At 42.4% G+C, this 12,649-nt stretch carries 12 protein-coding genes; 9 read left to right on the forward strand and 3 right to left on the reverse strand.

The window, feature by feature from the left end; genetic code table 11:
• Positions 1 to 4 precede the first annotated feature (4 nt).
• Entirely contained in the window at positions 5 to 415 is a 411-nt protein-coding gene (locus tag FK004_RS15975; protein ID WP_108738153.1) for a DUF4293 domain-containing protein, read from the forward strand.
• An 86-nt stretch (positions 416 to 501) separates the two neighbouring features.
• Here FK004_RS15975 and FK004_RS15980 read toward each other — a convergent pair whose 3' ends face one another.
• A complete protein-coding gene (locus FK004_RS15980) occupies positions 502 to 999 on the reverse strand; it encodes a metallophosphoesterase family protein (RefSeq protein ID WP_108738154.1) in 498 nt (165 codons plus the stop codon).
• 121 nt (positions 1,000 to 1,120) lie between these two features.
• Here FK004_RS15980 and truA point away from each other — a divergent pair, with 121 nt between their 5' ends.
• The 6 genes from truA to FK004_RS16010 all read left to right on the forward strand — a co-directional run bounded on the left by truA (position 1,121) and on the right by FK004_RS16010 (position 8,588).
• Positions 1,121 to 1,858 (forward strand): tRNA pseudouridine(38-40) synthase TruA, encoded by a 738-nt coding sequence (gene truA / locus FK004_RS15985; RefSeq protein WP_108738155.1) that lies wholly within the window; start codon positions 1,121 to 1,123, stop codon positions 1,856 to 1,858.
• Positions 1,859 to 1,867: 9 nt separating this feature from the next.
• The gene (locus FK004_RS15990) at positions 1,868 to 3,622 is read left to right on the forward strand and encodes an ABC transporter ATP-binding protein (RefSeq protein WP_108738156.1); all 1,755 of its coding nucleotides are present in this window, start codon (positions 1,868 to 1,870) and stop codon (positions 3,620 to 3,622) included.
• A gap of 116 nt (positions 3,623 to 3,738) precedes the next feature.
• Positions 3,739 to 5,127 (forward strand): dihydrolipoyl dehydrogenase, encoded by a 1,389-nt coding sequence (lpdA, locus tag FK004_RS15995; protein ID WP_108738157.1) that lies wholly within the window; start codon positions 3,739 to 3,741, stop codon positions 5,125 to 5,127.
• Positions 5,128 to 5,291: 164 nt separating this feature from the next.
• The gene (locus FK004_RS16000; protein ID WP_227871624.1) at positions 5,292 to 6,704 is read left to right on the forward strand and encodes an alpha-amylase family glycosyl hydrolase; all 1,413 of its coding nucleotides are present in this window, start codon (positions 5,292 to 5,294) and stop codon (positions 6,702 to 6,704) included.
• 33 nt (positions 6,705 to 6,737) lie between these two features.
• Positions 6,738 to 7,724 (forward strand): alpha/beta fold hydrolase, encoded by a 987-nt coding sequence (locus FK004_RS16005; RefSeq protein ID WP_108738158.1) that lies wholly within the window; start codon positions 6,738 to 6,740, stop codon positions 7,722 to 7,724.
• Between the two features lie 12 nt (positions 7,725 to 7,736).
• On the forward strand, positions 7,737 to 8,588 hold the full coding sequence (locus FK004_RS16010) for an aldose 1-epimerase family protein (protein WP_108738159.1): 852 nt from the start codon (positions 7,737 to 7,739) through the stop codon (positions 8,586 to 8,588).
• A gap of 44 nt (positions 8,589 to 8,632) precedes the next feature.
• On the opposite strand, the gene FK004_RS16015 is transcribed toward FK004_RS16010, so the two are convergent.
• Together FK004_RS16015 and FK004_RS16020 are read right to left on the reverse strand one after the other, a co-directional pair.
• Positions 8,633 to 9,040, reverse strand: coding sequence for a hypothetical protein (locus FK004_RS16015; RefSeq protein ID WP_108738160.1), 408 nt, complete (start codon positions 9,038 to 9,040; stop codon positions 8,633 to 8,635).
• A gap of 132 nt (positions 9,041 to 9,172) precedes the next feature.
• Complete coding sequence (locus FK004_RS16020) at positions 9,173 to 10,693, reverse strand: S8 family peptidase (RefSeq protein WP_108738161.1); 1,521 nt, start codon at positions 10,691 to 10,693, stop codon at positions 9,173 to 9,175.
• Between the two features lie 154 nt (positions 10,694 to 10,847).
• On the opposite strand from FK004_RS16020, the gene FK004_RS16025 reads away from it, so the two are divergent.
• Together FK004_RS16025 and FK004_RS16030 are read left to right on the forward strand one after the other, a co-directional pair.
• Positions 10,848 to 11,399: a DUF3575 domain-containing protein gene (locus FK004_RS16025; RefSeq protein ID WP_108738162.1), complete on the forward strand. Its 552-nt coding sequence runs from the start codon at positions 10,848 to 10,850 to the stop codon at positions 11,397 to 11,399.
• Between the two features lie 84 nt (positions 11,400 to 11,483).
• Complete coding sequence (locus tag FK004_RS16030) at positions 11,484 to 12,641, forward strand: ABC transporter ATP-binding protein (RefSeq protein WP_108738163.1); 1,158 nt, start codon at positions 11,484 to 11,486, stop codon at positions 12,639 to 12,641.
• The last annotated feature ends 8 nt before the right edge of the window (positions 12,642 to 12,649 follow it).

Consider the following 12,649-nt stretch of genomic DNA (forward strand, 5'->3'; position numbering starts at 1 on the left):
CGAAATGATCCAGAGAATACAGACTATATATCTGCTAATAGCTTTCATTACCACAGGGATTCTTCCTTTCGTATTCCCATTATGGGCAGACGTTTCCGGGAAAGATTACTTCTTCATGAAAAACATGGCTTATGTTGTATTATTCGGATTGAGTACTACCCTGACTGTTTTCAGTATCACTTCTTACAAGAAAAGACAAACGCAATTTGTTATCGGCAGATTGAATATCATATCAAACTTAATTTTACTAGGATTATTTGTGTATCGTTCCCTAAATTTATCTGGAGAAACTTCGGTTTCTGAGAAAGGTATTGGGATGTTCCTCCCTATTGTTTCTATCGTTTTTTTAGCTCTTGCTAACAAAGCCATCAAGAAGGATGAAGATCTCGTAAAATCTGTGGATCGGTTGAGATAAACCTTTTAACTTAGTTTATTAGTGCGCGGAAAAAACCTGAATTGAAATACATTCAGGTTTTTTTATGCTTTATTCTTACCCAGCCCTTATATCCTTTTCTCCATTTCAATCACTTCCAAATCACTGATCTTACCTTCGGACACTACAAATCGTAGCATGGTTCGTACCTGATGGAAACCGTGTTTGCCCGCAGCACCGGGATTCATGTGCAGCAGATTGAACTGCTTGTCATGCATGACTTTTAAAATATGCGAATGCCCACAGATAAATAACTGCGGAGGATTGTCCTGTATTTCTTTACGGATAGCAGGATTGTATTTCCCGGGATATCCCCCGATGTGCGTGATCAATACCGTCACCCCTTCACAGACAAAACGGTTGTTCAGCGGAAATTCCATACGGGCTTCATCATCATCAATATTACCATACACAGCACGAAGCGGTTTCAGCTTTTTTAATGTATCTGTCACCACCAAATCCCCAATATCGCCGGCATGCCATACTTCGTCAGCCTGGTTGACATATTTCAAAATGGTAGCATCAATATAACTGTGTGTATCGGAAAGTAAAAGGATTTTTTTCAAGGTTTATTTTTCTAACGTTATGGGAATCTGATTTTATACAAAGTTAACAACTCATTATCGAATTATCTAATGAACAAATTACCGATTTAACTATCTTTGCAAAACAAAAAGCACTTCACGTTTGAGATATTTTATCAGATTCGCCTATAACGGTAAAAACTACCACGGTTGGCAAATTCAGCCCAATGCCAGTTCTGTACAGGAAACCCTGGGTAAAGCACTAACTGTTTTGCTGGGGCAATCTATTGAGATCATGGGCGCCGGAAGGACCGATTCGGGAGTGCATGCCAGGGAAATGTACGCCCATTTTGATATGGAGCACCCTATGGAAGGGGATTTATGGGTACACAAACTCAACAATTACCTGCCTAAAGACATTGCACTATTTGAGATCATTCCGGTACACGACAGTGCGCATGCCCGGTTTGATGCCACCCGCAGAACCTATGAATACCACATGCATACCCATAAAGATGTGTTTGAAAACGAGAACAGTTGGTATTATCATAAAACACTGGATATTGACGCCATGAATGCCGCTTCCCAATTGCTTTTTCAGCATACGGATTTTCAGTGTTTCTCGAAGGTCAATACAGATGTCAATACCTTCAACTGCACCATTTTTGAGGCGCATTGGGAGCGACAGGGCAACAAAATGGTTTTCACCATATCGGCAGACCGTTTTTTACGGAATATGGTCCGGGCCATTGTAGGCACACTGGTCAATGTAGGGCTACACAAAATCACGCTGGAGGATTTCAATACCATCATCGAGCGTAAAAACAGAAATAATGCGGGATTTTCAGTCCCCGCACACGGATTGTACCTGACCAAAATCGTCTATCCGTATTTAAACTAATACCCCAAAATGAAAGCAATAAAAAGCGATATTTTTAAAAAGATAATGAAGTTTACCAAACCGTACCAATGGCGCTTTAATGGCGTGATCATCTGGGCGGTTTCACTTTCGATATTTGCGGCACTACGCCCCTACCTGCTCAAAAAAACAGTGGATAGCTATATCGAGCCCAAAGATTCCCAAGGACTTTTACTATACATTGTTATCATGGGCGTGGTTTTACTCTTAGAAGTAGCCTCCCAGTTTTACTTTGTATACTGGGCCAACTGGCTTGGACAGGACATCGTAAAAGACATCCGGGTAAAATTATTCAATCACCTCTCAAGTTTCAGGATGAAGTATTTCGACAATGCCCCGGTAGGCCAATTGGTCACCCGTTCGGTGTATGATATCGAATCCATTGCCAAAATATTCAGCCAGGGACTATTTATGATCATCAGTGACTTGATGAAAATGGTGGTGGTCCTGATTTTTATGTTCTTCATGAACTGGAAACTGACATTGATCGTTTTAGCGGCTATGCCAATATTATTATATGCTACCAGTGTATTCCAGAAAAAAATGAAAGTCGCTTTTGAAGAGGTACGTACCCAGATATCCAACATGAATACTTTTGTACAGGAACGCGTAACCGGAATGAAAATCGTACAGCTTTTTTCCAGGGAAGATATCGAATATGAAAAATTCAAAGAAATCAATAAAAAGCACAATGATGCGTGGTTGAAAAACGTATTATACAACTCCATCTTCTTCCCGATTGCCGATATCGTATCTTCACTTACCCTCGGTTTTATCGTTTGGTATGGCGGTATGAGTATCCTAAACGGAGATAACATTACAACATTCGGGGATTTATTCGCCTACACCATGCTGATCAGTATGCTGTTCAACCCTTTACGCCAGATCGCTGATAAATTCAATGAGATGCAAATGGGTATGGTTTCTGCCAACCGTGTTTTTGAGATCCTCGAAAGCGATGAACTGGTACAAGATACCGGAAAACGCGAAGCACCCAAATTCAAAGGCAGTATCGAATTCAAGGATGTACATTTCGGATACCTTGAAAAAGAAGAAGTGCTTAAAGGCGTAAGCCTGTCTGTCAATGCTGGGGAAACCATTGCGATTGTCGGGGCAACCGGTGCCGGAAAATCAACCATTATCAACCTGCTGAACCGTTTTTATGAAATCAATAGTGGTGAAATCAGTATCGACGGCATCAACATTGACGAGTTCCGACTGGCGTCCCTCCGCACCCAGATCGCTGTTGTCCTTCAGGATGTTTTCCTGTTTGCCGACACGATCCTAAACAACATTACCCTGAACAATCCTGACATTACACGTGAAGATGTAGTGAATGCAGCAAAGAAAATCGGCATCCACCAGTTCATTATGAATTTACCAAATGGCTACGACTATAATGTAAAGGAACGCGGTGTAATGCTGTCTTCCGGGCAACGCCAGCTTATTGCTTTCCTTCGGGCCTATGTAAGCAATCCTAGCATCCTGATCCTGGACGAAGCCACATCATCCATCGACAGTTACTCCGAAGAATTGATCCAGAACGCTACCGAAACCATTACCCAGGGCAGGACTTCGATTGTTATCGCCCACAGGCTGGCTACTGTAGTTAATGCCGATAAAATAATTGTAATGGACAAAGGGCTTGTAGTCGAACAGGGCACCCACCGGGAACTTTTAAGTTTACCCGATGGTTTCTACCGAAATCTCTATCAATCCCAGTTTTTAGCTGTAGCTGAAGAATAAATTAACGGTATACAGATTTTTATCTGACCAAATAAATAACTATTTTCGTGGTCTGAAATCAAATCCGCTTTTTTAGATCGTGGACGAGAGCAATAGAAATAATTAAAAATTTAGAAATGAAATACGATATCATTGTTTTAGGAAGTGGTCCGGGTGGCTATGTTACTGCGATCAGAGCTTCTCAGCTTGGATTTAAGGTTGCGGTTATCGAAAAAGAAAATCTGGGCGGAATCTGCCTGAACTGGGGTTGTATCCCAACAAAAGCATTGCTGAAAAGCGCGCAGGTTTTTGATTACCTGAAACATGCTTCAGATTACGGACTTACTATTTCGGAATTTGATAAGGATTTCGGAGCTGTAATTTCACGTTCCAGAGGTGTTGCCGACGGAATGAGCAAAGGAGTTCAATTCCTGATGAAAAAAAATAAAATCGATGTTATTGATGGTTTTGGAAAAGTAAAACCAGGTAAAAAAGTCGATGTTACCGATAAAGACAATAAAGTAACTGAATACAGTGCTGACCATATTATCATTGCTACAGGAGCACGTTCCCGTGAACTTCCAAACCTGCCACAGGATGGAAAAAAAGTAATCGGATACCGTCAGGCAATGACGTTGGCAGAACAGCCTAAGAAAATGATCGTTGTAGGCTCCGGAGCTATCGGGGTTGAATTTGCTCATTTTTACAATGCTATGGGAACTGAAGTAACGATTGTGGAATTCCTTCCAAACATCGTTCCTGTAGAAGATGAAGATATCTCTAAACAATTCGAGCGTTCCCTTAAAAAAGCAGGCATCACGATCATGACCAATGCTTCTGTAGAGAAAGTCGATACTACTGGTACAGGAGTAAAAGCTACTGTAAAAACGGCAAAAGGAGAAGAAATCCTGGAAGCTGACATTGTACTTTCTGCTGTTGGTATCAAATCCAATATCGAAAATATCGGACTGGAAGAAGTAGGCATTGCTACAGACCGTGATAAAATCCTTGTAAATACATTCTACCAGACCAATATCCCGGGCTATTATGCTATCGGTGATGTGGTTCCTGGCCAGGCTTTGGCACACGTTGCTTCTGCTGAAGGTATTTTATGTGTGGAGAAAATCGCCGGACTTCATGTAGAAGCATTAGATTACGGAAACGTTCCGGGATGTACCTATGCTACTCCTGAAATTGCTTCTGTAGGCCTTACCGAAAAACAAGCCCGTGAAAAAGGATATGAATTGAAAATTGGTAAATTCCCATTCTCAGCATCTGGTAAAGCCAAAGCATCCGGAACTCCGGACGGTTTTGTAAAAGTTATTTTCGACGCGAAATACGGCGAATGGTTAGGCTGCCACATGATTGGTGCCGGTGTAACCGATATGATTGCTGAGGCTGTAGTAGCCCGTAAATTAGAAACTACAGGTCATGAAATCATCAAATCCATCCACCCTCACCCTACCATGAGTGAAGCGATTATGGAAGCTGCAGCAGCGGCCTATGATGAGGTAATCCACCTATAAGACCACAACAACAGTTTTCAACTACTGTTACCACTATAAATCCGTTTTGAAATTTCAAAACGGATTTTTTTATATTTTAACCCAAGTATAACACATTTGACAGTGATCATCCTGTGATCGGGAAACAGAATTTTATATCTTTATAACTACCAAAATCCCAAATTATGATGATACGCCTCCCTATACTGGCCTTAATCCTACTGCTGCTTTCAGGCTGTAACAACATTTCGGATAAGCAAATCATTGAAAACCAGAAAAAAATAGAGGCTTCTCCCTACGAACCTAAAGAATACGTCGAGATTACCCACCCGGAATGGAGCAAAAATGCCACCATCTACGAGGTGAATATCCGACAATACACACCCGAAGGTACTTTTAAAGCTTTTGAGTCACACCTGCCCCGCTTAAAGGCTATGGGAATTGATATTTTATGGATTATGCCCATTCATCCTATTGGGATCAAAAACAGGAAAGGCACCTTGGGCAGTTATTATGCTGTCAAAGATTATTATGGCGTTAATCCCGAATTGGGGACTATGGCCGATTTTAAAGCATTAGTCGACAAAGCCCATGAAATGGGCATGTACCTGATCATCGACTGGGTGGCCAACCATTCTTCCTGGGACAATGAACTCGTCAGCCGCCATCCCGAATGGTACAGCAAATCGCCCGATGGCAAATTTGAACCTACCCCCTGGTACGATTGGGAAGATAGTATTGAGTTCGACTATAATCAACCCGGACTCCGGCAGTACATGACCGATGCGATGAAATTCTGGGTCGATAAAACAAATATTGATGGCTTCCGCTGTGATGTTGCTGGTTTCGTCCCGATTGATTTCTGGGAAAATACCCGCTCAGAACTGGACAAAATCAAACCTGTATTCCTGCTGGCCGAATGGGAATCCCGTGACCTGCACAAAAAAGCATTTGACATGACCTATTCCTGGAGCCTGTGGAACCGCATGCACGCCGTGACCACCAAAGGCGAAAACATGAATGGCCTGATAGAATACCTCGCACATGATGTGAATTCATTTCCAAAAAACGGCTACCGGATGACCTTTACCGACAATCACGACAAAAACTCCTGGGAAGGCACCCCGTACACCAATTTCGGCAAAGGACTGGAAGCCTCGATTGTGCTGGCCGCGACGGTAAACGGTATGCCACTCGTATACAGCGGGCAGGAAGCCGGCATGAACCGCTCGCTCGCTCGCTTTGAGAAAGATTCCATTCAATGGAAAGACCATCCATTCGCTCATATATACACCCGGCTTTTTACACTGAAACATACCAACCAGGCTTTATGGAACGGAAAGTATGGCGGTGAAATGATCCGGATTTTTAATGATAAGCCCCAACAGGTACTTTCCTTTTCCCGGGAAAAGAATTCCGATCGCGTGATCACACTGGTCAATTACAGCAAAAATCCTGTAACCGTTGTTTTAAATTCAGAATACCAAAAAGGAAATTATACCGAGCTATTCTCCGAAGAAACCTATCTGTTAAAAGGAAATGATACCCTTTCTTTTAAACCCTGGGAATACCATGTTCTTGTACAGCAAAAAAACTAAATTTTCCTTTGACCCTAACTGCAAAACAGGCCTATGCAAAAATTATTTTTCCCCTTATTTATACTACTCTTTCTGAACAGCTGCAAAGGAACCCAACCGGCTTCTGAAAAGAAAATAGACGATTATGTGTTCAAGAACCAAAAAGAGCGCTCCGCTTATCTCCAGTCCTATGATGCGGCACTGCAGCTCTGGCAGGTTCCTTTTCAGGAAGACGATATTATCACCAGTTATGGCACAGCCCACGTAATTATCGCCGGTCCCGAAAATGGGCAACCGCTGGTGCTTTTACACGGCATGGATGCCAGTTCCACGATGTGGTTTCCCAATATCCGTGCATTTGCGTCAAAATACCGTGTGTATGCCATTGATTTCCTTATGGAACCGGGAAAATCGATCTCCTGTGGTGAGTCGCTGAACAAAGAAGAAATTGCCAGTTGGTACCGGGAAATATTCCGGCATTACCATCTGGAACATATCGATATTGTTGCCGCTTCCCGCGGTGGTTACTATGCGTCCTATCTTGCCATGCAGCCGGATAGCCCGATTCAAAAATTGGTATTGCTGAGCCCGGCCCAAACCTTTGAAATGATTGATCAAAAAAACAAAGCCATTCCCGCCTTGCTGCTAAAATTTTTCCCCAACCGTAACAAATTGGAGAAAACACTACATGCCTTTTCTTTGTATCCGGACCGGATCAATCCGATCTATAAAGAGCAGTTTTACTTAGCTAATAAATACAGTAAAAGCAATACCAGTTTCATACAGATGACACCTTTTTCCGATGCCGAATTAGGGCAAATTACCTGTCCGACTTTAGTGTTAATTGGCGATCATGACATCGTGAACTCCGCTACCGGAATTGCAAGGGCACAAAGGCTCATTCCAACGGTAGAAACCAATACCATCACCGATGCCGGGCATTTCCTGACCATCGACCAGGCCGAAATCATCAATACCCGGGTGCTGGAATTTTTAAACCGAAAAAACACCGCTGCGCCCAAAAAACAGCTCAAAATCTAAATATTATATACTGTGGACATTACCATTTCCAATTCATTACTCACAGCCTCTTTTAAGCGTAAAGGCGCTGAATTAATTTCACTTAAAAACACCGAAGCCACCGAATACATGTGGGAAGGAAACCCGGAATTCTGGGGTAAACACTCTCCTGTGTTATTCCCTATTGTCGGGACCTTAAAACAAAATATCTACCGGTTTAACGATCAGGAATATACTATGGGACGCCATGGGTTTGCCCGCGACCTGGATTTCGAAATCGCCAGCCAATCTGAAAGCAGTATCACGTTTGCCCTAAAAGCTTCTGACGCAACCCGGACAGTATATCCTTTTGATTTTGAATTGCAAATTACCTATACGCTTGCCGGAAACCAATTGGAAATCCGCTACGACGTCGCAAATACCGGCAGTTCAGCACTACCCTTTTCGATTGGTGCCCATCCTGCTTTTGCCCTGCCCGGAAACTTTGAAGACTATAGCCTGCAATTTTCAGAACAGGCTCCCGATGCGTATTACCTGCTTCAGGATGACCTCCTGTCTGATGTTACCGCACCAGTCCATACTACCGCAGCGACACTGCTCCTGAACTATTCCCTTTTTGAAAATGATGCCTTGGTATTCCGAAAAAACCAAGTGACCAGTATTGCTATACTCCACCAGTCCAAAGAACGGATCAGGGTACATTGTAAAGGTTTTCCTTTTTTAGGAATCTGGACCAAAAACCAGGCACCTTTTCTTTGTATTGAACCCTGGTATGGCGTTTCCGACACTGTAAACAGTAATCAGGACCTTTTTGAGAAGGAAGGCATCACAATTCTGCAGGCCAAAGAAAATTTCACGGCAAAATTTGCCATTGAAATAGTATAAGCTATAAAAAAGGCTGTGGCACTCTAAAATGATAGCACAGCCTTTTATTCCCCACTGACCCTCCGGAATCCCAATTCATACTGTTGTATACTCCTAAATACAGCAGGATTATGCACCCCTATAGAATATTCACCCACACCTACCGAAGCTTTAAACACACCTATAGAATATGTACCCACACCTACCGAAACTCTAAACACACCTATAGAATATTCACCCACACCTACCGAAACTCTAAACACACCTATAGAATATTCACCCACACCTACCGAAACTCTAAACACACCTATAGAACATTCATCCACACCTCCCGAAACTCTAAACACACCAGTAGAATATTCATCCACACCTACCGAAGCTTTAAGCACACCTACAGCATATTCACCCACACCTACCGAAGCTCTAAACACACCTATAGAATATTCACCCACACCTACCGGAATACGTTGCAACTAACTCGTAAGTCCCGATCATTGTATTGCAACGGATTACGACCAGGACGGACATTGAGGGATAGGGGCATAAAAAAAGAGGTCATTCCACCAATAGTGAAACAACCTCCTATTATAAACCATAATCCTTATTTATTGAACGGCTAAAAGCGCATTCACACTGCCGTATCCAAAATCAGCATTTTTATTGGGGTACAGCGAAGCTGATTGTTTCATTTTGGTCAATACCTGTGCGCGCGTCCATGATGGATTTTTAGACCACACCAAAGCTGCAATTCCCGCAGTAGTAGCCGTTGCCACAGAAGATCCTCCCACATATTTCGATTCATTATTATAATAGCCTAAAACCGGGGTATTGCTTCCAGTAGCTGCTTTTTCCATCACTACTGTAAAGTCAATTTTAGCCCCTTTATGGCAAACATCACATTCCTGGTAGGTACTGCTGTCTTTTATACCCGTTACCGCTACTGCTTCCGCCATAGAAGCCGGAAAAATAACACCTACAAAATTGGTAAAACTCGTTGATGTCCCGCCTGCGCAAAAGATCAGCTTGCCTTTGCTATACGCATATTTAATCCCATCTTCAATTTTCCCAACCGAAAAAATATGCCCCATCGACATCGAAATGATCTTAACATCAGTTCGGTTGCCCAATGCTGTAAAGGCATCTTTTACACCATTTTGCTCATGATAGCCCTCTAATAACACATTGGCAGCAGCACGATACGTAACCAGATTGGCATTATAAGCAACACCTACTGTCATTCCACTATTATTCCGGGGAGCTGCTGCTACAGACGCCATACTCGTTCCATGACCACATTGATCGTTTGGCCCATCCGTTGTGCTTGACCAGGGCCAGACAGAATCTACATAAGTACCATATTTTTGTATTGAGCGCCCGGAAGATTGCCCTGTATTGAAACCGGAGCCCAGTAAGTTTTGTTCCGGAGAAACACCGGAATCTACAATACCAATGGTAATACCCGCGCCGGTAGCATAGGACCAGGCACCCGGAATATTGTGTTTGTAAAAAGACCACGGCACTTTCGCATTGGGAGCAACAGTGGTATAATCCGCAGCATTCAACGCCGCTGATTCAAAGCCACAACCGGAAGAACCCGATGAGGATGATTTATTGGCCATGGCCTGCTGATCGTAATAGCGATAGTTAGCCGGTTCAATATAGCGTATTCCTGTGGTATGACGCAGGATTCGGACCGTCTCCGGCTGTACCACCATAACATCCATCGTAGTCAGGTAGGCATCACTGCGAATCAGGATTTTTTCCGGTGCCAGGTTTTCTGCAGTTGTCAGAGTATTCAGGAGTTCCCGTTCCAAAGATGCGGCTCCTGCCACTTTGCTTTTATCAAAATCGTTGGCAGTGGCACCATAACCCAAGGACACACTGTTTCCTCCTCTGAAAATAGCGCTCCACAGCAAATGATCGGTAGCCTCACTCCAATTGAAGTATCCTTTGGTACGGATGGATTCATCGATAGCCGCATTGATCTGTTGTGTGGTTAAAGGATCTTTTAGTATTTCCCCGGCAGTAGGTGTTTCGGGGATTGCCATCATTTCATCTTCCCTGGAACATGAAATTGTTACCAATAAAACAGCAACAAACCATAATTTGAAATAATTCTTTTTCATAATTAAAATAGATTTAGGGGTTAAATATAGGAATTAAAGCAGCTAAACTACTAACAAACAGTAAGTCACAAAATCAATATCACAAATAATTTTATTTCAAACCATAAAATGTATTTTTAGAAAATTATATTTAGATTTATAAAAAATTTTAAAAGTGCAAAAATTACTTCTTTCGCTGACCCTTTTCATTGCTTCCTTAACTACATACGGACAGACTTATGCTAAATTCAATACCGTTACTGCTATAGTAGGTGTGCCCAATATTGGTGTAGAAACCAGCATTGGCAAAAAGTTCACTTTTCAGTTTGATGTTACCGCTTCATTTTGGAAATCGGTAAATGGCGGACCGCAACAATTTGTGATTGCCATTCCGGAACTTCGCTATCATTTTAACGAAAATTTCAAAGGCTTTTATGTGGGTGCCCATGTGGGTGGCGGAACATTTAAAGCCCAAAAATGGAACTACTTCAATACCGATATGTACCAAAAAGGATACAACCTTTATTATGGTGCTTCTATTGGATACCAATGGCAGATCAATGATAAAATAATGCTCGATCTTTTTGCCGGAGGCGGTAACCAGCAGGGCTTTTACAAGGGCTACCATTTGAGTACCGGAGAACGTTATGAATCCGTTCGTAATTACAACAAAAGCGGGGAATGGTTCCCCTACCGTGGTGGTGTAATGTTATCCTATAAATTCTAATCCACTAGCTTTATCAATTATAAAGCATCTTTTTTTGTAGTACTGTCATTATTCGGTTATATTTGAGTAGCAATTACACCACCTATGACAGAATTCCAAAGACAGTTTCAGGAAATTAAGAACCATCTTCTTTTTGAAGATTATACGCTTCTCATTAAAAGGATCATTGACCTGACCCTGGATACAGAAGACATTGCTTTTTACAAAAAGACCAATGCCCTGCTAGACTGGCTGGATCAGGAAAACCATAGTAGTGCAGCGCAAAAGGAAAAATTTGAAAGTATCCTGCAGGAACTGCATGATTATTTATCCCTAAAGGAAATTCCGGAAAAAGAGCTATTAGTCAGTACGAATGCCATCCGGAAATCCTATGCCCATAATGGCTTTGCTTTAGGTCCCGTGGATCTCAATCTTTACCAGGGGCATATTTTAGGCCTTGTAGGTGAAAATGGCAATGGAAAAACAACATTGCTCCGGTTGATTTGTGGGGAACTCTATCCTACTTCCGGAAGCCTTGACTACCATTTTCAGTACCAGGATGCTTTTGACCTCAGGACACAATTGGTCTATATTCCCCAAAGAACCGATTCCTGGAAGGGTTCGATGCTCGAAAACCTGCTTTTTACTGCAGCGGCATACGGCTACACTCCCGAAGAAAATGAATTGGTTACCGAATTGATTATTGCACGGCTTAACCTTCGGCCGTATCGCAACCACCAGTGGAAAAATTTATCGTCCGGTTATAAAATGCGTTTCGAATTGGCACGAATGCTGCTCCGAAAACCGAAAATACTGCTGATCGATGAGCCATTGGCAAATTTGGATATCCTGGCACAACAAACCGTACTGGAAGATTTCCGTGCTATTGCAAAATCACCTTTCCGTCCCCTGGCTATTATACTGAGTTCCCAACAGCTGTACGAAGTCGAAAAAACATCCGATCAGGTTATTTTCCTGAAAAACGGAACTCAGAAAAACCTGCATGCTATCGATACTCCGGATGCAATCGTTGAAGAAAAACAACTGGTCATCGAATTTGAAAGTGAATGGTCACAATCGGAACTTACAGCTGCCTTTGGTGCTGCGCTGTTATCCTTAAAGTTTAATGGAGGTACTTATATCGGAACCTTTTCCGCTGCGGATACGATTTATGATTTCTTAGCAATCGTGACTGCAGAAAGAATTCCACTCAACTATTTCAGGAACATCTCCAATTCGACCCGACGCTTTTTCGTATCTTAAAACTTCCA

The sequence above is a fragment of the Flavobacterium kingsejongi genome (assembly GCF_003076475.1).
GTDB lineage: Bacteria > Bacteroidota > Bacteroidia > Flavobacteriales > Flavobacteriaceae > Flavobacterium > Flavobacterium kingsejongi.